Genomic DNA, 21127 nt, shown 5'->3' on the forward strand with positions numbered 1-21127 from the left:
CCAACTGAGCTATTCCCGCATGTTATCAAGTTAACTGCTAACCACTTGATTTCATTATCGTCCGGCTAACTGTGCCGCCGTTCGATGCGTTGCATTCTACTGATATGACGTTTTGAGTCAACGTTATTTTTTGCATCTCAGGATCGTTTGCTGAAAATTAAGCCGAAACGATCACTGTTCAAGCAAATCACCGCGCGCAGCGTTCAAATATTGCAGCATTGACCACAGCGTCAGCACTGCCGCAACCCACAGCAGGCCAATGCCGGCCCACTCGACCCAGGCATTCGGACGCCACAGCATCCACACCAGCGCCGCCATTTGTGCGGTGGTTTTGACTTTACCGATCCAGGATACCGCCACGCTGCTGCGTTTCCCCAGCTCCGCCATCCACTCGCGCAGGGCAGAGATAATAATTTCACGGCCAATCATGGTCGCGGCGGGCAGCGTGACCCACCAGGTATGATAATGCTCCGCCACCAGCACCATCGCGATAGCCACCATCACCTTATCCGCGACCGGATCGAGGAACGCGCCAAAGCGGGTGCTCTGATTCCAGCGGCGTGCCAGATACCCGTCAAACCAGTCCGTCACGGCGGCAATCAGGAAAATCAGCGCACAGGCAAAAGGCGCCCAGACGACCGGCAGGTAAAATGCCAGTACAAAGAACGGAATGAGCACAACGCGAAAAAGGGTGAGCAACGTAGGGATATTAAATCGCATGATGACGGTAACTGTCTGTTGTCAGTAAAATTTAGCTCTATGTTGCTACAGAGCCCTCAATGTTTCAACGAGTAGTAGATCTTTTCTGCCAGCCCTTGCGAAATACCCGGCACTTTTGCAATTTCCTCCATGCTGGCATTGAGTAATCCTTGCAATCCGCCCATATACTTCAACAGCATCTGGCGACGTTTTGGCCCAACGCCTTCGATAGTCTCGAGGGTACTGGTATTTTTCACCTTCGCCCGTTTTTTGCGGTGCCCGCTGATGGCGTGATCGTGCGACTCATCGCGGATGTGCTGGATCACGTGCAGCGCCGGGGAATCTGGCGGCAGGCTAAAGCCCTCGCCTTCCGGCTCGAAGAACAGCGTTTCCAGGCCCGCTTTACGATCCGCCCCTTTCGCCACCCCTAACAGCAGCGGATGGTTTTTGTCCCACTCCACGTCGAGCGATTCAAACACCGCCTTCGCCTGGCCCAGTTGCCCTTTCCCGCCGTCGATAAGGATAACGTCAGGAATTTTGCTCTCTTCAATCGCTTTACCATAGCGACGACGCAGCACCTGGTTCATGGCGGCGTAATCATCACCGGGCGTAATGCCGGTGATGTTATAGCGTCGATACTCTGCCCGCAGCGGACCGTTGGCATCAAAGACCACGCACGACGCTACGGTCTGCTCACCCATCGTATGGCTGATGTCGAAACATTCCATGCGTTTCACTTCCGGCAGCTTGAGCAGCGTCGCAAGCGCGGTTAAACGCTGGCTGACGGTCGACTGCTGGGAAAGTTTGGTGGTCAGCGCCGTGGCGGCATTGGTTCGCGCCAGCTTCAGATAGCGTGCGCGATCGCCGCGCGGTTTCGTCTGGACATTCACCCGGCGGCCTGCCAGCTCTGAAAGCGAATCCGCCAGCAGGGTTTTATCGTCGAGCGTAAAGTCGAGCAGGATCTCCGAAGGCAGCGTACGCATCTGGCTGCCCTGCAAATAAAACTGACCGACGAAAGTCTCCACCACTTCACCCAGCTCGGTGCCACCCGGCACCTTCGGGAAGTAGCTGCGGCTGCCGAGCACTTTACCCTGACGAATAAACAGCACGTGAACGCAGGCGAGACCGGCGTCAAAAGCGACGCCAATTACATCGAGGTCGTCGCCGGTATTGGAAACAAACTGCTTCTCGGTCACCCTGCGCACCGCCTGGATCTGATCGCGGATGCGGGCGGCTTCCTCAAACTCCAGCCCCGCACTGGCTTTTTCCATGCGGGCAATCAGCTGCGTGAGCACCTGATCGTCTTTCCCGGCTAAAAACAGGCGTACATATTCCACCTGCTGCGCGTACTCTTCTTCGCTCACCAGCCCTTCAACGCACGGCCCCAGACAGCGGCCAATCTGATATTGCAGGCACGGTCGGGATCGGTTGCGGTAGACGCTGTTTTCGCACTGGCGAACGGGGAAGATTTTTTGCAATAGCGCCAGCGTTTCCCGTACGGCATAACCGTTCGGGAAGGGGCCGAAATATTCCCCTTTCGCATGCTTAGCGCCACGATGCATCGCCAGCCGCGGGTGCGTATCACCGCTCAGGAAGATAAACGGGTAGGATTTATCATCGCGCAGCAGAACGTTGTAGCGCGGCTGATACAACTTAATGTAGTTGTGCTCAAGGAGCAGCGCTTCCGTTTCCGTGTGCGTCACGGTGACATCAATGTTATGAATGAGTGCAACCAGCGCTTCGGTTTTACGAGAAGCAAGGTTGCTGCGGAAGTAGCTGGAAAGGCGTTTTTTGAGATCTTTCGCCTTACCGACATAGATAACCGTACCGCCAGCGTCGTACATACGGTAGACGCCCGGCTGGCTGGTGACGGTTTTCAGAAATGCTTTTGAATCGAACGCTTCACTCACTGACTTAATAACGACTCCGCATTGCACAAACCATGGCGAATGGCCAGGTGAGTCAGTTCGACATCACCGTGAATGTTCAGTTTACTGAACATCCGATAGCGATAGCTGTTGACCGTTTTCGGGCTGAGATTCAGCTGCTCTGAAATCTCATTCACCTTCTGACCTTTAGTAATCATCAGCATAATCTGCAATTCGCGCTCAGACAAACTGGCAAACGGCGATTCCGTTTTTTCCGGTTCAATCTGACTCAACGCCATCTGTTGGGCAATATCAGAAGCAATGTAGCGCTGCCCTGCGTGTACGGAACGGATCGCATTGACGACTTCCTGCGGCGCGGCGCCTTTACTCAGGTATCCTGCGGCACCTGCCTGCATAACTCTGGCGGGCAGCGGATTTTCAGTGTGTACGGTCAGCATGATGACTTTGGTATCAACAAACATGCGGGCGATTTTACGCGTGGCTTCAAGCCCGCCGATGCCGGGCATGTTCATATCCATCAGCACCACGTCTGCTGAGTGAGTACGACACCATTTGACGGCATCTTCACCACAGCACGCCTCGCCGGCAACTTTAATACCCTTTATATCTTCAAGAATGCGTCGTATCCCTGCGCGCACCAGTTCGTGGTCATCAACAAGAAGGACGTTGATCAAAGGAAATGTCTCCAGAATAGGGATAACGCTACTGACTGCTAATTGTGTTTATATTAACGGTTTTCCATGCAAGATTAAAACGCTAAAAAATCGGCTATACGATTCGGGTCTCGTTTTTGGAAATTAGGCTGTACAGTAAGTGGAAAGAAAACCCATGTACGCTGGGCTTTACCGCTATTTTTTGGCACCAGCATTCAAAAAGCTACCAAAACATTTGTTAACGTAAACTAAAAAATGCTCTCATTTTTTTGTAACAACAATTAACGGATGACGTACCGGCGATAAACATTTAATTGTCGCTAACATATTGGACAGATTACCTTCATAATCCGCACCAGCCAATAATCAATCCGCGGAAAAGTATAAAAAACAACCACTGCATTTTTTGCCACAGCTTGTGGTATACTCCGCCGCCTTAACTTTCATCGTCGCGCTCATGCGCTGTTTTATAATGAGGAAAATAAATGAGCACACCTGAATTTGCCACTGCCGAGAATAACCAGGAACTGGCACAGGAAGTTAACTGCCTGAAGTCGCTGCTGACGCTTATGCTACAAGCGATGGGCCAGGCTGATGCTGGACGTGTGATCATTAAAATGGAAAAACAGATCGCGCAGATGGAAGACCAGGCGGAATCCGCTGTTTTTGCCAATACGGTTAAGCAAATTAAACAAGCCTACCGCCAGTAACAAAAAAGGCTGGATGCAGTGCATTCAGCCTTTTCCTCGTCTGACACGCAGAACGTGAGAGCAGTCAGATAAGTCCCGTCGCGGCGGCATAACACGCTATCTGGATCTTATTCGGCGCGTTGAATTTCTTCTGCATATTCTTCTGATGGAAGTTCACGGTATTTTCCGAGATGGAGAGAATGATAGCAATTTCTGCCGACGTCTTCCCTTCTGCGGTCCACTTCAGTATTTCCCGTTCACGCTTGCTGAATTTCATTTCCGGCGGCATCACCGTCTCATGTTCAAAACGCAACAGCGTTGTGAGCGCCATCTGGACCAGCATTTGCAAACGCAGCTCAACTTCTTCATTGGTGATGGCGTTTGCTTCTACGCTGGTACGTGACACGGAGAGGAAGCCGAGCGCATGATTTGGCAGCATCAGACACTGCGTTATTCCCTTGCGTAAACCGTGGTCGCGGGCGCCGTCCCATAATTGCTGGGCATCCGCGAATAATTCATCCGTCCAGGGCAAATGTCCCTGTATGAAATTCTCCGGCTTCAGTACCGGATCGATGGTGAAATAATTCTCGGACTGATATTGTGCCATCCATTGTTGCGGATAACTGGAATGGACGGAGGTTCGCGGGCGGGTAAATGGCACAGGGTGTCGAACACAAAGCGCATAATAATCGAATTCAAGCGCCTGCGTTTGTCGCTGAAGCTCCTGATATACCTCGTCAGCACAGGTCATTTCCTGGAACCGAAGGAAGCATTCCCGTCGCCAGGTGAAAAAGTCTATATCCCTCATACGTAGTGAATGAAGCCTCTGAAATAGATAATCATTATTATGGTGAATATAACCTAACACATAAAGCATGATTATTTATATAAAATATCGGCCACGGGCAGATTATCTTTAATTTGAGGAAGGCTTAACCACATTAGCCGGAATAAAAAAGCAACAGAACCGAATTTAAGGGAGGATAATTTGCCCCAGAAGCGGCATCCGGAGCAAATTGAGTGCGAAAATGCTACTGCATTAAGAATTTTTCAAGGAACTGACGGGTGCGGGGCTGCTGCGGATTGGCAAACAGCGCTTTAGCCGGCCCCTGCTCTACTATTCGCCCCTGATCCATGAAAATGGCCCGATCGGCCACATCGCGGGCGAAGCTCATTTCATGCGTCACGATCACCATCGTGCGTTTTTCCTGCGCCAGCTGGCGGATGGTGTTCAGCACTTCCCCGACCAGCTCCGGATCGAGCGCGGAGGTGGGTTCGTCGAACAGGATCACATCCGGGCGCATCGCCAGCGCGCGCGCAATGGCGACACGCTGCTGCTGCCCGCCCGATAAGCGACGCGGATAGCTCGTCTCCTTCCCTGCCAGGCCAACCTTCGCCAGCAGCTCGCGGGCGCGGGCCGTCGCGTCTTCCTTTGATTCACCCTTGACGATGACCGGGCCTTCAATAATGTTTTCCAGCACCGTACGGTGTGGAAAGAGGTTAAAGCTCTGGAATACGAAGCCGACATGCTGGCGCAGGCGGCGAATCAACCCTTTTTGCTGGCTGATGGATTTCCCGGTATCAATGGTGATATCGCCCACGCGGATCGTCCCGCCTTCGGGCTGCTCCAGCAAATTGATGCTGCGCAACAGCGTGGTTTTCCCTGACCCACTCGGGCCGATAATGGCCACCACTTCGCCCTGCTCAACCTCAAGGTCGATGCCGTGCAGCACCGTTTGCCCGTGGAATTTTTTCACCAGGTTTTTGACGTCAATTGCACTCATTTTGGTTCTCGCTCCTGGCGGTTAAGCTGGTTTTCAAAATAGTTTTGCAGGGCCGACAGCACCGTCGCCATCACCCAGTAAATCAGCGAGGCCGCCAGATACATGGTAAACACTTCCAGCGTGCGCGAAGTGATCAGCTGCGCCTGACGGAACAGCTCCGGCACCTGAATGGTCGCCGCAAGCGAGGTGTCTTTTACGAGGCTGATAAAGCTGTTGCTCAGCGGAGGCAGCGCCACGCGCGCCGCCTGCGGCAGGATCGCCCGACGCAGCGTCTGCCACGGGGTCATCCCGATACTGGCCGCCGCTTCCCACTGCCCTTTATCGATGGACGAGATCGCCGCACGCAGCGTTTCCGAGGTGTACGCCGCCGTATTCAGCGACAGACCAATCATCGCCGCCGGGATCGGATCCAGCTCGATACCGAACTGGGGCAGCCCGTAGTAGATCATGAACAGCTGGGCGATAAGCGGCGTTCCGCGGAACACGGAGATATAAAACCGCGCCAGCCACCGCACCGGCAAGATGTTTGACATGCGCATTAGTGCCAGCACAAACCCGAGCACCAGCCCGAAGAACATCCCGCCGATACTGAGCTGTAACGTAAACACCGCGCCCTTAAGTAAGAACGGCAGCGAATCAATAACCAGTTGAATACTTTCTTGCATTATTATTTTTCGACCTGATTTTTAGACATGAGGATGATAGGCAAACAGCGCAGGCGCCCCGCCAGTATGAACAAACAAAATGGGTCCTTCATCCTTAAAGCGCTTCCGGGCAATGCCGTCGATAAGGCCCGCCATTGCCTTGCCTGTATAGACCGGGTCAAGCAGAATGCCTTCGAGACGCGCCAGCAGCTTAACGGCCTCCATCCCTTCATCATTGGGGGTGCCATAGCCGGGTGCAAAGTAGTCATCCCACAGCATAATTTCCGCCTTCGCCTTAAGCTCAAGCTGTTCAGCCACCGCCTGTTGCAGCGTGACGACTTTCGGCTTTTGGTCCGCAACGCTTCTGGAAACCGTTACGCCAATCAGCTCAACGTCGGGCATCAGCTGCTCAAGCCCGACCGCTAAACCGGCATGGGTACCCGCGCTGCCGGACGCCACCACCACCGAGGACAGACTCACCGCGCCCTCGCACTGCTGCGCGATTTCCAGCGCGCTCTCAACATAGCCGAGGGCACCCAGCGCATTCGAGCCGCCAACCGGAATGACGTACGGACGAAAGCCCTGTGCTTCCAGGCGCGTCGCCAGTTCATCAAGCTGGGCAGCCGGGTCGGTCAACGCGTCAACCATTTCAACCTGCACGTTGAACAGATCCAGCAGCAGGCGGTTACCGTTAGTCAGGTAATTCTCAGCCTGCGTGCCAATCGGGTTCTCCAGCAGGGCTACGCAGTGAAGGCCCAGCTTTGCCGCCACGGCCGCCGTCTGGCGAACGTGGTTAGACTGAATGGCCCCGGCGGTGACCAGCGTATCCGCGCCCTCGCGCAGGGCATCGGCGGCGAGAAACTCCAGCTTGCGCAGCTTATTTCCGCCCATCGCCATGGGCGTCACATCGTCACGCTTAATGAATATATCGCGCCCCAGATAGTCAGAAAATCGCGGCAGGTACTCCAGCGGCGTGGGTGCGCCGATAAACTCCAGACGGGGAAAGCGCGTTAAATTCTGTAGTGACATGGTTCCTCCGGTCACGCAAACAATTGTTATTTCATTATGCACGCAGACGCGCGAGAAATAAAAAAGGCGCTTTTAAAAGCGCCTTTTTTTGTCGGTCAGAGACTTATTTCGTCACGTCTGCGCCGAACCACTTCTCAGAAAGCGCCTTCAGGCTGCCGTCTTTCTGCATTTCGGCAATGGCGCCGTCAATGGCTTTCAGCAGATCTTCGTTACCTTTACGCACCGCCACGCCGGATTCCTGACGGGAGAACGCATCGCCCGCGACAGCCAGGGTATTGTTGGTTTTCTTCACCAGATCCAGCGCTGCCAGGCGGTCAACCAGAATGGCGTCGATACGGCCTACGCGCAGATCCTGGTATTTCGTCGGGTCATCATCATAGGTGCGGATGTCCACGCCCTGCACGTTCTGGCGCAGCCACTCTTCGTAGTTGGTGCCCAGACCGACGCCGACTTTCTTACCTTTCAGATCCGCGGCGGATTTGATGCTGCCTTCGTTACCTTTCTTCACCAGCGCCTGGATACCGGACACGGTGTACGGCGTGGAGAAGTCATACTTTTTCTTACGCTCGTCAGAAATGGTCACCTGGTTAATCACCACGTCAATACGTTTGGAGTCCAGTGACGCCAGCATACCGTCCCATTTGGTCGGCTTCAGAGAGGCTTTTACGCCGAGGTGTTTTGCCAGCTCTTGCGCAAACTCCACTTCAAAACCGGTCAGCTTACCGTCGTCGCCCTGGAAGCTGAACGGAGGATAGGTACCTTCCAGCCCAACCAGCAGCGTGCCGCGCTCTTTGACTTTATTGAGCAGATTATCTGCCGCGAACGTTTTTACGCTCATCCCCGCGACCAGCGCAACGGCCATCATCCCCATCAGCGCCTGACGACCCAGAAGTGCTAATTTCATAAGTACTCCGATACAGTGGAATTTTTGAGTAGTGTAGATAAATCGCCTGCAACGTCAAAGGCGGCTGCGCTACATCTTATTCTTTTTTAATATATATCAGAAGTTGTTCCGGCGTGGACTTTCTGCTTTAGGGCGCCCGGCATCTGGACTTTATATTGCGCGTACTTACGCAGCGCGATGCGGTAATTGTTGGTACTGGTGGCGGGCAGCCAGGGCTCAAGATTTTCATCCAGATAGCCGGTCGTCAGCAGATCGCGGGAGATATTTTGCACGGTCAGATGCTGGCCCAGGCGGCGCAGGCGAACCACGTATTCACGCACGGTGCCGTGGCTCATCTCAGTTTGTTCAAACAGGAACTGCTTGAAGCCGATAATATCGAAGAAGTCGCTTTGCTCTTTGCAGTGGAGATCGCCACAGAAACGGCAAAGCGCTACCCACTCTTTTTGCTCTTCAAGCCAGGCGGCTTCATCCATCAGCGTGTCGAGGCGGGAAATCGCAATCTTATTCACGATTTCACCGCGACGAACCAGCGTGATTCGGTCGAGTAATTTTTTACAGTGGGCGCAATGCGTCTGACTGTGTTTAAAGTCTTTCAGGTAGCGGCTTAAAGGCCGTCTTTTAGATTGCTGCACCGTCATGATAACTCCTGGTTGTCAATACGTTGTGCGGCATTACCAAGGCGAATCACTCACCTATAACTTACCCAGTTTGGTGCGCAGGCGTTTAATGGCCTGGCTGTGCAGCTGGCTCACCCGTGACTCCCCCACCTCCAGTACGGCGCCAATCTCTTTGAGATTGAGCTCTTCCTGGTAATAGAGGGTTAACACCAGCTGCTCACGTTCCGGTAAAGCTTCAATGGCTTCCATCACGCGCTGGCGTAAATTCCCTTCCAGTAAGTGGTGTAACGGGTTTTCTTGCTGATGTTCATCCGTCACCAGCTCGATACTATCGCCATGCTCTTCGCGCCACTCATCATAAGAGAAGAGTTGGCTGTTATTGGTATCGAGCAACATCTGACGATACTCTTCAACAGGAATGCCCAGACGTTCCGCCACTTCGGTTTCCGTCGCGTTGCGCCCCAGCTCCTGTTCCAGCTGCCCCATCGCATGCGCCACTTCGCGCGCGTTGCGGCGAACGCTGCGCGGCACCCAGTCGCGGCTGCGCAGCTCGTCCAGCATCGCACCACGAATACGCTGCACTGCGTAAGTCGTAAATGCCGTTCCTTGCAGAGCGTCGTACCGGTCAACTGCATTCAATAACCCGATACCGCCCGCCTGTAGCAGATCGTCCAGTTCCACGCTCGCCGGCAAACGCACCTGGAGGCGCAATGCTTCGTGACGCACCAGCGGAACATAACGCTGCCACAGCGAGTGTTTATCCATTACACCTTCAGCGGTATAGAGTGAATTCACGATAAACAGCCCTGCGTTAGTTGAGTTATCGGCATGATTATCCGATTCTGGAGGGGTTTTAATCGGGTGAATAGTGGGTGAAATGAGGGGTTATTTGGGGGGTTACGCGTGTACGTAGATAGAAAAAACCCCGCCGAAGCGGGGTTTTAGCGTAATCAGGCGATTAGCCTTGCAGCAGAGACAGAACCTGCTGAGGAACCTGGTTAGCTTTGGACAGCACGGAGTTACCGGCCTGCTGGATGATCTGCGCTTTGGACATATTTGACACTTCGGTCGCATAGTCGGCGTCCTGAATACGGGACTGCGCTTCAGACAGGTTGGTGGTGGTGTTGTTCAGGTTGGTTACCGCAGAGCTCAGACGGTTCTGTACCGCACCCAGTGAAGAACGGAATTTGTCTACGGACGCGATAGCTTTGTCCAGCAGAGCCAGTGGGTCTGCTGAAGCAGCACCGTTGTATACGGAAGTATTGTTAGCGTTAGCAATATCACCAATGTCTGTAGCAGCAGATGTTGCACCATTTGCAAGGTTACCAGCCGCAGCAAGATAATTTTTACCCTGCACAGTTACGTAACCTACAGCGTTACCACCATCATCAGTGCCAACTTTAACCAGTTTACCTGTCTGCTCAGCATCGGTAACACCATTAGCACCATCATCATAAGTGACATCGGTAGTATTTAACGATACTGCGCCCGCTGTAGTTACTGATGCAGCATAGAAATCATCGCCACTTTGAACAACATAATTTCCTGTAGCGTTACCATCTTTATCCAATACGTTATGCAGGGACAATGATTTGGCATCTACAGTGGTTCCGGTAGCAGTTGTCAATGCAGTCGCTGCCGCACTTAAATCAACATCTTTTGGAGCAGCAGAACCATCACCAATTTGAGTAACAGCATCACTTACTTTCAAAGCATTACTAGTTACAGAGAAACCATTCAGACCCAGAGTTGAAGAATCGATTTTTTGCAGGTCGATGTTGATGGTCTGACCGTCGTTTGCGCCAACCTGAATCGCCATGGTGCCGTTTTTAGCCAGCACGTTCACGCCGTTGAACTGAGTCTGACCAGATACGCGGTCGATTTCGTCCAGACGGGATTTGATTTCGTCCTGGATTGAAGACAGGTCAGAATCAGAGTTAGTACCGGTTGTTGCCTGAACGGTCAGTTCACGAACACGCTGAAGGTTGTTGTTGATTTCAGACAGTGCGCCTTCAGTGGTCTGCGCCAGAGAGATACCGTCGTTAGCGTTACGTGCAGCCTGAGTCAGACCTTTGATGTTAGAGGTGAAGCGGTTAGCGATAGCCTGGCCCGCAGCGTCATCTTTCGCGCTGTTGATACGCAGACCAGAAGACAGACGCTCGATAGAAGAAGACAGAGCGGACTGGTTCTTGTTGATGTTGTTCTGAGTGATCAGCGAGAGGCTGTTGGTATTAATGACTTGTGCCATGATTTCGATTCCTGTTGTTCATCAAATCTGTTTGGTTAGATTTGGGTTTCCACCCTTCGGCTTCATCGCCGTCAAAGGTGTTATCGTCTGGTCCAAACCAACCTTTAGATATTTTTTCAGGATCGCGTTAATTTTTTTAGCCACGGAAAAGCTCTTCTCTATTACCGTTATTCCCGCCATTAAAAAAAAGAAATTAACCGTAAACTTTCCCCCATTAAGGCCGATAACCCCACTATTCGTTCTACGTGTCGATAGATTAAGGAATAAATATGGCAAGTATTTCATCATTGGGGATTGGATCGGGTCTTAAGTTAGCAGACATTCTGGATAGTCTGACCAAGGCCGAAAAAGAACAGCTGACGCCGATTTCCAAACAACAATCATCTTATACCGCCAAGCTGAGCGCTTACGGCACGTTGAAGAGTTCACTGGAAGCGTTTCAGACCGCCAACACCGCACTGAATAAAGCCGATCTGTTTACGGCGACCAGCACAGCGAGCAGCACCACGGCATTCAGCGCCACCACTACCGGCAGCGCAATTGCCGGGAAGTACACCATCAGCGTGTCGCAGCTGGCGCAGGCGCAAACCCTGACGACCAAAAATACGCAGGCAGATGCAAAAACGGCCATTGCCACGGCTGACAGCAAGATCACGTTTACCGCCGGTAACGGTAAAGATCCGGTGACCGTCGATATCAGCGCGGCAAACTCCTCGCTGAACGGCATTCGCGATGCCATTAACAAAGCAGACGCCGGCGTGACCGCCAGCATTATTAACGTCGGTAACGGTCAGTATCGTCTGTCCATCACCTCCACCGAAACCGGGGCAGACAACGCGGTCAGCATCAGCGTAAGCGGCGACAGCGCCCTGCAATCCTTTATGGGTTACAACGGCACCAGCACCGACGCCAGCAACGGCATGACGGAAAGCGTCACCGCGCAGAACGCGAAGCTGAAGGTGAATAACGTCGATATCGAAAACAGCAGCAACACCATCAGCGATGCGCTGGAAGATATCACCCTGAACCTGAACGACGTCACCACCGGTAACCAGACACTGACGATAACGAAAGATACGTCAAAAGCGGAAACGGCGATGAAGGCCTGGGTGGATGCCTACAACACCCTTCAGGACAGCTTTGCATCGTTAACCAAATATACGGCGGTTGATGCGGGTACAGATGCGCAGGATTCCAGCAACGGCGCCCTGCTCGGGGACAGCACGCTGCGTACTATCCAGACGCAGCTGAAAACCATGCTGAGCAACACCGTCGGCGGAACTGCCTATAAAACGCTGTCACAGGTGGGCATTACCTCCGATCCAAGCACGGGCAAGCTGGAGCTGGACAGCGACAAGCTGAAAAAAACGCTGACGGAGAACCCGTCTGCGGTGAAAGATTTGGTTGTAGGTGACGGTAAAACCACCGGGATCACCACCACCATGGCCACCCATCTGACTGACTGGCTTTCCAGTAAAGGCATTATCCAGGCGGCCAAAGATGGCGTCAGCAAAACACTGAACAAGTTAACGGATCAATACAACGCCGTGAGCGAACGTATCGACGCGAGAGTGGCGCAGTACAAAGCCCAGTTTACCCAGCTGGACGTACTGATGACCTCGCTGAACAACACCAGCAGTTACCTGACGCAGCAGTTCGAGAACACGTCCAGCAACAAGTAGTAAACGCTAATCAGACCCGAGGGGGATAACATGTACGGCGCAAAAGGCACGCAAGCCTACGCAAAGATAGAAGTTGAAAGCGCGGTGATGAGCGCCAGCCAGCAGCAGCTGGTTATCATGCTATTTGATGGAGCCCTCAGCGCGCTGGTACGCGCGCGTCTGTTCCTGGCAGACGGTAATATCCCGGCAAAAGGGCTGGCGCTCTCCAAAGCCATCAACATTATCGAAAACGGGCTGAAGGTTGGCCTGGTAGAAGATAACGGTGATGAGCTTACGCAAAACCTGATTGCCCTTTATGCCTATATGGTACGTCGCCTCCTGCACGCCAACGTGAATAACGACGCCAGCGCCATCGAAGAGGTGGAAAACCTGCTGCGCAATATCGCTGACGGGTGGAAGGAGGTTGCCGGTACGCCACAACTGATGCAGGACGCCGTCTAATGAGTAACGCACCGCAACTTTATGCCCTTTATCAGCAACTCCTTGAGCAGAGCCAGTTGATGTTGCGACTGGCCCGGCAGGGACTATGGGATGATCTGATCATCTGTGAAACCGACTATGTTAATGCGGTGCACTCACTGGCTCGTCTCACTCAGGAAAGTGAACCTTCGATGCAGATTCAGGAACAGCTTCGCCCGACGCTGCGGGTGATTCTGGACAACGAAGGCCAGGTAAAAACATTGCTGCAAGCCAGAATGGATGAGCTGGCGAAACTGGTTGGGCAATCCTCCATCCAGAAAACCGTGCTCTCCACCTACGGTAATCAGGGCGGTCATGTCCTGGTTCCGCAAAGTAATAGCGATATTAATTAGCCATTTAACTGGCGGGCAAGCGTTAACCGTTTCGTTCGCCAGGCATTTCTGCCAAACCTGCTCCATACTTGAGTTTCGCGACCTCATGGAGATGGTGCATGCGCAACCCAACACTTTTACAATGTTTTCACTGGTACTACCCCACCGGCGGTGAATTGTGGCAAGAAGTCACGGCATTAGCCCCCAACCTGAACGAAATCGGCATCAATATGGTCTGGTTACCGCCGGCGTACAAAGGCGCGTCCGGAGGCTATTCCGTCGGGTATGACTCCTACGATCTTTTCGACCTCGGTGAGTTTGACCAGAAAGGCAGCGTTGCCACCAAATACGGCGATAAAGCCCAGCTGCTGGAGGCCATCAACGCCTTAAAAAGCAACCAGATTGCGGTGCTTCTGGACGTGGTGGTTAACCATAAAATGGGCGCCGATGAAAAGGAACCCGTCCGCGTCCAGCGCGTGGATGCGCAGGATCGCACCCAAATCAGCGATGAGATCATCGAATGTGTAGCCTGGACGCGCTACACCTTCCCCGTTCGTGCCGGCCAGTATTCGCAGTTTGTCTGGGATTACAAATGCTTCAGCGGTATCGACCACATTGAAAACCCCAATGAGGACGGTATCTTCAAAATCGTGAACGACTACACCGGCGAAGGCTGGAACGATCAGGTCGACGACGAGATGGGCAATTTCGATTACCTGATGGGCGAAAATATTGATTTTCGCAACCATGCGGTGACGGAAGAGATCAAATACTGGGCGCGCTGGGTAATGGAGCAAACCCACTGCGACGGCTTCCGCCTGGACGCGGTAAAACACATCCCGGCCTGGTTCTATAAAGAGTGGATTGAGCACGTCCAGGAGGTGGCCCCGCAGCCGCTGTTTATCGTGGCGGAATACTGGTCTCACGAAGTGGATAAATTGCAGCACTACATCGATCAGGTAGACGGCAAGACCATGCTGTTTGATGCGCCGCTGCAAATGAAATTTCACGAGGCGTCACGCCAGGGCCGCGACTACGACATGAGCCAGATTTTCACCGGTACGCTGGTGGAAGCCGATCCGTTCCATGCCGTGACGCTGGTGGCTAACCATGACACCCAACCCTTGCAGGCGCTGGAAGCCCCGGTTGAAGCCTGGTTTAAACCGCTGGCCTACGCGCTCATCCTGCTGCGTGAAAACGGCGTGCCGAGCGTGTTCTACCCGGATCTTTTTGGCGCCAGCTATGACGACACCGGGGGTGACGGCGAGACGTATCACATTGATATGCCCGTAATTGAACAGCTCCACGAGCTGATACTCGCCCGTCAGCGTTTTGCCCACGGCGTGCAGACGCTCTTTTTCGATCATCCAAACTGCATTGCGTTTAGCCGCAGCGGGACTGAGGATCACCCGGGCTGCGTGGTGGTGCTGTCGAATGGTGATGACGGCGAGAAAACAATCTGCCTCGGCGAGAATTACGGCAATAAGACCTGGCGTGATTTTTTAGGCAATCGCGAGGAAACCGTAACCACGGCGGCGGACGGCGAAGGGACGTTCTTCTGTAACGGGGGAAGCGTCAGCGTCTGGGTGATTGAAGACGCGCTCTAGTACGGGAAAGGGAGCAAACCCTAAAAACGGCAATACGATTGCCGTTTTGCTTTTACCGTTAGTTTTTGTAGGCCGGGTAAGGCGAAGCCGCCACCCGGCTAAACACGGTTACGGAAGCTTACTCTCGAGCGGATTCTTGCTCAGATAATCTGCGCACTCCACCGTTGGACGGTCAACCTTTTGCAGCTCCATGCCGTCATACTCAAGCGTGGTTCCATCGCGATCCAGCGGATAGACGTCTCGTTTTTCGGTCACGTTATAATAATCATCTGAACGCAGCATGATCTTACCCGGCACCGCGATAACGCGCTGCCACTGACGACAGTCCAGGGTATCTCCCTCTTGCGTCACCACCAGCGAGGCAATCGCCTCCGGGCTCACCATCGCGCTCTGCGGCCCTTTCGACTGCCAGTAACCTGCCAGTTGCGAAGGTGCCGGATGCTTAACCACTTCCTGATAGTTTTCGACCTGAACGCATCCCGCTAACGTCAGCATCGCAGCCACAATTGCTACTTTTTTCATCATCTTTCCTGCATGCGAAGAAAAAAATATTGTGGCATTAAAGCCATCAGGCTGCCAGCGTAAGATAGGTAATGTTTAAACCTGCATCCCCATGACTTCTTGATACGCCGACACCAGCTTGTTCCGCACCTGCAATCCCATCTGCAACGACACCGACGCTTTTTGCAGATCGGCCATCACATCGTTGAGCGCCACGCCGGGTTCACCGAGGGTAAATTTCTCAGCCTGGGTACGGGCCGCGTTTTGCTTGTCGCTGATCCGGTCCAGCGCCGCATGCAGCTGACCGGCGAAGCTAATGCCCGGTGGCTGGTCAGCCACGCTCTGGCTGCGGGCCGTCATCGCCGTTGCCTGTAACTGACTGAGTACTCCTTCAATGCCCTGTATAGCCATGACTCTCCCCTGGATGGTTTTTTACGGGGTCAAGACTAACAGATTGTCAATAAGATAAAGGCGGTAAATAGCGTTAAAAAACCAGGTTATTTGACGCATAGAAAATCCCGAATCATCAAATAATGGCTGGGCCATCAGTATGGAACTTTTGTCGTGTTTGCCGACCCGGGAGTCAGTTTTGTTTCTCTACACGAATAACGTAAACCACCAGGATTTAAGAGGTGCGCAATGAGTGCGACAGCAGCATCGACAGCGCCGCAGAATAAATCACTTGAGTGGATGAACCGCCTTCGCGCTAACCCTAAGATCCCGTTGATTGTGGCAGGCGCTGCCGCCATTGCGATTATTGTCGCGATGATCTTATGGGCAAAAAGCCCGGATTACCGCACGCTCTACAGCAACCTTTCCGACCAGGATGGCGGTGCCATCGTCACCCAGCTGACCCAGATGAACATCCCGTATCGCTTTGCCGATAACGGCGGTGCGCTTGAAGTACCGGCAGATAAAGTGCACGAGCTTCGCCTGCGTCTCGCCCAGCAGGGGCTGCCGAAAGGCGGCGCGGTTGGGTTTGAGCTGCTGGATCAGGAAAAATTCGGCATCAGCCAGTTCAGCGAGCAGGTTAACTACCAGCGCGCGCTGGAAGGCGAGCTGGCCCGTACGATTGAAACCTTAGGCCCGGTGAAGAGTGCCCGCGTGCACCTGGCGATGCCTAAGCCGTCCCTGTTTGTTCGCGAACAAAAGTCCCCTTCCGCCTCTGTGACCGTTAACCTCGAACCTGGCCGCGCGCTGGATGAGGGGCAGATCAGCGCCGTTACGCACCTGGTCTCCAGTGCGGTAGCCGGTCTGCCGCCGGGTAACGTCACGCTGGTGGATCAGAGCGGTCATCTGCTGACGCAGTCCAACACCGCCGGGCGCGATCTTAACGACGCCCAGCTGAAATATGCCGCCGATGTGGAAGGCCGTCTCCAGCGTCGCATCGAAGCGATTCTGGGCCCGGTGGTTGGCAACAGCAACGTGCACGCGCAGGTCACCGCGCAGATTGATTTCTCGAATAAAGAACAGACCGAAGAGCAGTACGCTCCGAACGGGGATGCCTCCCGCGCCGTGTTACGCTCGCGTCAGATCAATGAGACGGAACAGGTCGGCGGCCAGTATCCTGGCGGGGTGCCGGGTGCGCTCTCTAACCAGCCTGCGCCTGCCAACGCCGCGCCAATCTCCACGCCGCCGGCAAACCAGCAGAACGGTCAGCAAACGAATCAGCAGACGACCTCGACCGCGAACAGTGCCGGCCCGCGCAACAGCAGCCGTAACGAAACGACCAACTACGAAGTCGACCGGACCATCCGCCATACCAAACTGAACACGGGCGATATCGAGCGCCTTTCTGTAGCCGTTGTCGTGAACTACAAAACGCTGCCGGACGGTAAACCGCTGCCGCTCACGGCGGAGCAGATGAAGCAGATCGAAAACCTGACCCGCGAAGCGATGGGCTTCTCTGAAAAACGTGGCGATACCCTCAACGTCGTGAACTCACCGTTCAACCCAGTGGATGAAACCGGTGGCGAACTGCCGTTCTGGCAACAGCAGGCGTTCTTCGATCAGCTGATGTCCGCAGGCCGCTGGCTGCTGGTGCTGATTGTCGCGTGGCTGCTGTGGCGTAAAGGCGTCCGTCCTCAGCTTCAGCGTCGTGCTGAAGCCGAGAAAGCCGCGCTGGAACAGAAGAGCACGCGTCAGGACGAGGAAGAAGCGGTCGAGGTTCGTCTCAGCAAAGATGAACAGATGCAGCAGCGCCGTGCTAACCAGCGCATGGGCGCAGAGGTGATGAGCCAGCGCATTCGCGAAATGTCAGATAACGATCCGCGCGTCGTCGCGCTGGTCATCCGCGGTTGGATGGGTAACGAACATGAGTAATACGCTTACAGGCACCGATAAGAGCGTCATCCTGCTGATGACCATTGGCGAAGACCGCGCGGCGGAGGTGTTTAAACACCTCTCCCAGAGAGAAGTGCAGATCCTCAGTGCGGCGATGGCCAACGTGCGCCAGATCTCCAACAAGCAGCTGACCGAAGTGCTGGCGGAGTTTGAACAGGAAGCAGAACAGTTTGCTGCGCTCAACGTCAACGCCAACGAATACCTGCGCTCCGTGCTGGTTAAGGCGCTGGGCGAAGAGCGCGCCGCCAGCCTGCTGGAAGACATTCTCGAAACGCGCGATACCGCCAGCGGGATCGAAACGCTCAACTTTATGGAGCCGCAAAGCGCCGCCGATCTTATTCGCGACGAGCACCCGCAGATTATCGCCACCATTCTGGTCCACCTCAAACGGGGCCAGGCGGCCGATATTCTGGCGCTGTTCGACGAGCGTCTGCGCCACGACGTGATGCTGCGTATTGCTACCTTCGGCGGCGTCCAGCCTGCCGCGCTGGCGGAGCTGACCGAAGTGCTGAACAACCTGCTCGACGGCCAGAACCTCAAGCGCAGCAAAATGGGCGGCGTGAGAACGGCTGCGGAAATCATCAACCTGATGAAAACCCAGCAGGAAGAAGCGGTTATTACGGCGGTACGCGAGTTCGATGGCGAACTGGCGCAGAAAATTATCGACGAGATGTTCCTGTTCGAAAACCTGGTCGAAGTGGACGATCGCAGCATTCAGCGCCTGCTCCAGGAAGTGGATTCGGAATCTCTGCTTATCGCCCTCAAGGGCGCCGAGCAGCCGCTGCGCGAGAAATTCCTGCGCAACATGTCCCAGCGTGCGGCAGATATCCTGCGCGACGACCTTGCCAACCGCGGTCCGGTGCGTTTGTCTCAGGTGGAGAACGAACAGAAAGCGATCCTGCTTATCGTTCGTCGTCTGGCGGAAACCGGCGAGATGGTGATTGGCAGCGGAGACGACACCTATGTCTGATGAACTGTCGTGGAAGCGCTGGACGCCTGACGACCTCTCCCCTCCTGCCGCAGAGTTCACCCCTGCCACGCTGTCGTCCGACGAGGGCGATACCGATGCGGGCCTGCCGGAACTGAGTGAAGAGGAACAGCGCGCCCAGCTGCTGGCCCAGATGCAAATGCAGGCGCACGAGCAGGGCTTCAACGCCGGGATGAACGAAGGCCGTCAGACCGGGCACGCGCAGGGCTATCAGGAAGGGCTGGCGAAAGGTTTAGAGCAGGGCATCGAGCAGGCGCGCCAGCAGCAGGCGCCGCTACATGCCCGCATGCAGCAGCTGGTGAGCGAATTTCAGCATACCCTGGATGCGCTGGACAGCGTGATTGCCTCGCGCCTGATGCAGATGGCGCTGGAGGCGGCCCGTCAGGTGATCGGCCAGACGCCGGTGGTGGATAACGCCGCGCTGATTAAGCAGATCCAGGCCCTGCTCCAGCAGGAGCCGCTGTTCAGCGGCAAACCGCAGCTGCGCGTTCATCCTGATGACTTGCAGCGCGTGGAGGAGAGCCTCGGCGCGACGCTGAGCCTGCACGGGTGGCGGCTGCGCGGCGATCCGTCACTTCATCACGGGGGCTGTAAGGTCTCGGCGGATGAGGGCGATCTGGATGCCAGCGTCGCGACCCGCTGGCAGGAACTGTGCCGTCTGGCGGCACCGGGAGTCGTCTGATGACCGCTCGCCTGACGCGCTGGCTTAATACGCTCGACAATTTTGAAACGAAGATGGCGCAGCTGCCGTCCGTTCGTCGTTATGGTCGCCTGACGCGCGCCACCGGACTGGTGCTGGAAGCCACGGGGCTGCAACTTCCGCTCGGCGCCACCTGCGTGATTGAGCGTCAGGACGGGGGCGACACGCGCGAGGTGGAAAGCGAAGTGGTCGGGTTTAACGGTCATCGCCTGTTCCTGATGCCCCTTGAAGAGGTGGAAGGGATTTTGCCCGGCGCCCGCGTCTATGCGAAAAACATCAGCGGCGACGGCCTGCAAAGCGGCAAACAGCTGCCGCTCGGTCCGGCGCTGCTGGGCCGCGTGCTCGACGGGAGCGGCAAACCGCTCGATGGCCTGCCCTCCCCCGATACCACCGAAACCGGCGCGCTGATCACTCAACCCTTCAACCCACTGCAACGTACCCCGATAGAGCACGTGCTGGATACCGGCGTGCGGCCAATTAACGCCCTGCTCACCGTGGGACGCGGCCAGCGTATGGGGCTGTTTGCCGGCTCCGGCGTGGGTAAATCCGTCCTGCTCGGCATGATGGCGCGTTATACCCAGGCGGACGTGATCGTTGTCGGCCTGATCGGTGAGCGTGGACGCGAAGTTAAAGATTTTATCGAAAACATTCTGGGTGCGGAGGGACGCGCCCGCTCGGTGGTGATCGCCGCGCCTGCCGACGTGTCGCCGCTGCTGCGTATGCAGGGCGCCGCCTACGCCACGCGGATCGCGGAAGATTTCCGCGACCGGGGCCAGCACGTGCTGCTGATCATGGACTCCCTGACCCGTTACGCGATGGCGCAGCGTGAGATTGCGCTCGCCATCGGCGAACCGCCGGCCACCAAAGGTTACCCGCCGTCTGTATTTGCCAAACTGCCCGCGCTGGTGGAACGCGCGGGGAACGGCATCAGCGGCGGGGGCTCCATCACCGCGTTCTATACGGTACTGACCGAAGGCGATGACCAGCAGGATCCGATTGCCGACTCCGCGCGAGCGATCCTCGACGGCCATATCGTGCTGTCGCGCCGTCTGGCCGAAGCCGGGCACTACCCGGCCATTGATATTGAAGCCTCGATCAGCCGTGCAATGACGGCGCTGATTACCGAGAAGCACTACGCCCGCGTGCGTAACTTCAAACAACTGCTCTCCAGCTTCCAGCGCAACCGCGATCTGGTGAGCGTCGGGGCGTACGCCAAAGGCAGCGATCCGATGCTCGATAAAGCGATTGCCCTGTGGCCGCAGCTGGAGGCGTTTCTGCAACAAGGTATTTTTGAACGCGCCGACTGGGAAGATTCCCTCCAGGCACTGGAGCTGATTTTCCCGCAGGTGTAACACAGGT

General features: G+C 55.1%; 22 protein-coding genes. 9 read left to right on the top strand and 13 right to left on the bottom strand.

All coding sequences use genetic code 11. From position 1 onward, the window contains the following. Positions 1-171 precede the first annotated feature (171 nt). The 3 genes from pgsA to uvrY are packed head-to-tail and all read right to left on the bottom strand — an operon-like array spanning position 172 to position 3262. Positions 172-720 carry a CDP-diacylglycerol--glycerol-3-phosphate 3-phosphatidyltransferase gene (gene pgsA, locus IM267_RS12040; protein ID WP_003859652.1) on the bottom strand — a complete coding sequence of 183 codons (549 nt, stop codon included), beginning with the start codon at positions 718-720 and terminating at the stop codon, positions 172-174. A gap of 56 nt (positions 721-776) precedes the next feature. After that, a complete protein-coding gene (gene uvrC, locus IM267_RS12045; protein ID WP_107533295.1) occupies positions 777-2609 on the bottom strand; it encodes an excinuclease ABC subunit UvrC in 1833 nt (610 codons plus the stop codon). Further along, positions 2606-3262 carry a UvrY/SirA/GacA family response regulator transcription factor gene (gene uvrY, locus IM267_RS12050; RefSeq protein WP_102751015.1) on the bottom strand — a complete coding sequence of 219 codons (657 nt, stop codon included), beginning with the start codon at positions 3260-3262 and terminating at the stop codon, positions 2606-2608. Before uvrY ends, uvrC begins: the two co-directional genes overlap by 4 nt. A gap of 464 nt (positions 3263-3726) precedes the next feature. On the opposite strand from uvrY, the gene IM267_RS12055 reads away from it, so the two are divergent. Further along, positions 3727-3951, top strand: a complete 225-nt coding sequence (locus tag IM267_RS12055) for a DUF2594 family protein (protein ID WP_003859644.1) — start codon at positions 3727-3729, stop codon at positions 3949-3951. Positions 3952-4015: 64 nt separating this feature from the next. On the opposite strand, the gene sdiA is transcribed toward IM267_RS12055, so the two are convergent. The 8 genes from sdiA to IM267_RS12095 all read right to left on the bottom strand — a co-directional run bounded on the left by sdiA (position 4016) and on the right by IM267_RS12095 (position 11156). After that, entirely contained in the window at positions 4016-4738 is a 723-nt protein-coding gene (gene sdiA, locus IM267_RS12060; protein WP_131636866.1) for a transcriptional regulator SdiA, read from the bottom strand. 223 nt (positions 4739-4961) lie between these two features. After that, entirely contained in the window at positions 4962-5714 is a 753-nt protein-coding gene (gene tcyN, locus IM267_RS12065) for an L-cystine ABC transporter ATP-binding protein TcyN (protein WP_112793139.1), read from the bottom strand. Continuing rightward, positions 5711-6379 (bottom strand): cystine ABC transporter permease, encoded by a 669-nt coding sequence (gene tcyL, locus IM267_RS12070; protein WP_112793140.1) that lies wholly within the window; start codon positions 6377-6379, stop codon positions 5711-5713. Before tcyL ends, tcyN begins: the two co-directional genes overlap by 4 nt. 21 nt (positions 6380-6400) lie before the next feature. Next, a complete protein-coding gene (gene dcyD / locus IM267_RS12075) occupies positions 6401-7387 on the bottom strand; it encodes a D-cysteine desulfhydrase (RefSeq protein ID WP_102751014.1) in 987 nt (328 codons plus the stop codon). 103 nt (positions 7388-7490) lie between these two features. Further along, positions 7491-8291 (bottom strand): cystine ABC transporter substrate-binding protein, encoded by an 801-nt coding sequence (tcyJ, locus tag IM267_RS12080; protein WP_063450167.1) that lies wholly within the window; start codon positions 8289-8291, stop codon positions 7491-7493. Positions 8292-8377: 86 nt separating this feature from the next. Continuing rightward, positions 8378-8929 carry a flagella biosynthesis regulatory protein FliZ gene (gene fliZ / locus IM267_RS12085; protein ID WP_063450168.1) on the bottom strand — a complete coding sequence of 184 codons (552 nt, stop codon included), beginning with the start codon at positions 8927-8929 and terminating at the stop codon, positions 8378-8380. A 54-nt stretch (positions 8930-8983) separates the two neighbouring features. After that, positions 8984-9703 (bottom strand): RNA polymerase sigma factor FliA, encoded by a 720-nt coding sequence (locus IM267_RS12090; RefSeq protein WP_003859623.1) that lies wholly within the window; start codon positions 9701-9703, stop codon positions 8984-8986. 163 nt (positions 9704-9866) lie between these two features. Beyond that, positions 9867-11156, bottom strand: a complete 1290-nt coding sequence (locus IM267_RS12095) for a FliC/FljB family flagellin (RefSeq protein WP_193033474.1) — start codon at positions 11154-11156, stop codon at positions 9867-9869. A 269-nt stretch (positions 11157-11425) separates the two neighbouring features. On the opposite strand from IM267_RS12095, the gene fliD reads away from it, so the two are divergent. The 4 genes from fliD (at position 11426) to amyA (ending at position 15236) form a co-directional block, all read left to right on the top strand. Beyond that, a complete protein-coding gene (fliD, locus tag IM267_RS12100) occupies positions 11426-12838 on the top strand; it encodes a flagellar filament capping protein FliD (RefSeq protein WP_112793143.1) in 1413 nt (470 codons plus the stop codon). A 30-nt stretch (positions 12839-12868) separates the two neighbouring features. Beyond that, positions 12869-13279, top strand: a complete 411-nt coding sequence (gene fliS, locus IM267_RS12105) for a flagellar export chaperone FliS (protein WP_063868419.1) — start codon at positions 12869-12871, stop codon at positions 13277-13279. After that, positions 13279-13650 carry a flagella biosynthesis regulatory protein FliT gene (gene fliT / locus IM267_RS12110; RefSeq protein WP_006811148.1) on the top strand — a complete coding sequence of 124 codons (372 nt, stop codon included), beginning with the start codon at positions 13279-13281 and terminating at the stop codon, positions 13648-13650. Before fliS ends, fliT begins: the two co-directional genes overlap by 1 nt. Before the next feature lie 98 nt (positions 13651-13748). Next, a complete protein-coding gene (amyA, locus tag IM267_RS12115; RefSeq protein ID WP_193033475.1) occupies positions 13749-15236 on the top strand; it encodes an alpha-amylase in 1488 nt (495 codons plus the stop codon). Between the two features lie 108 nt (positions 15237-15344). Here the strand turns inward: amyA and yedD are convergent, their stop codons facing one another. After that, positions 15345-15758: a lipoprotein YedD gene (gene yedD / locus IM267_RS12120; protein ID WP_193033487.1), complete on the bottom strand. Its 414-nt coding sequence runs from the start codon at positions 15756-15758 to the stop codon at positions 15345-15347. 75 nt (positions 15759-15833) lie between these two features. Then, entirely contained in the window at positions 15834-16148 is a 315-nt protein-coding gene (gene fliE / locus IM267_RS12125) for a flagellar hook-basal body complex protein FliE (protein ID WP_064910407.1), read from the bottom strand. A 228-nt stretch (positions 16149-16376) separates the two neighbouring features. Here fliE and fliF point away from each other — a divergent pair, with 228 nt between their 5' ends. From fliF to fliI, 4 genes are read left to right on the top strand one after another with little or no spacing between them, the layout of a single operon-like run. Beyond that, positions 16377-18059, top strand: coding sequence for a flagellar basal-body MS-ring/collar protein FliF (fliF, locus tag IM267_RS12130; protein ID WP_063868414.1), 1683 nt, complete (start codon positions 16377-16379; stop codon positions 18057-18059). Further along, on the top strand, positions 18052-19050 hold the full coding sequence (gene fliG, locus IM267_RS12135) for a flagellar motor switch protein FliG (RefSeq protein WP_003859608.1): 999 nt from the start codon (positions 18052-18054) through the stop codon (positions 19048-19050). Before fliF ends, fliG begins: the two co-directional genes overlap by 8 nt. Continuing rightward, entirely contained in the window at positions 19043-19750 is a 708-nt protein-coding gene (gene fliH / locus IM267_RS12140; protein ID WP_193033476.1) for a flagellar assembly protein FliH, read from the top strand. Before fliG ends, fliH begins: the two co-directional genes overlap by 8 nt. Continuing rightward, a complete protein-coding gene (gene fliI / locus IM267_RS12145) occupies positions 19750-21120 on the top strand; it encodes a flagellar protein export ATPase FliI (protein ID WP_063450177.1) in 1371 nt (456 codons plus the stop codon). Before fliH ends, fliI begins: the two co-directional genes overlap by 1 nt. The last annotated feature ends 7 nt before the right edge of the window (positions 21121-21127 follow it).

The sequence above is a fragment of the Enterobacter cloacae complex sp. P15RS genome, from assembly GCF_014895905.1.
In the GTDB taxonomy this organism is placed as follows: Bacteria; Pseudomonadota; Gammaproteobacteria; order Enterobacterales; family Enterobacteriaceae; genus Enterobacter; species Enterobacter quasihormaechei.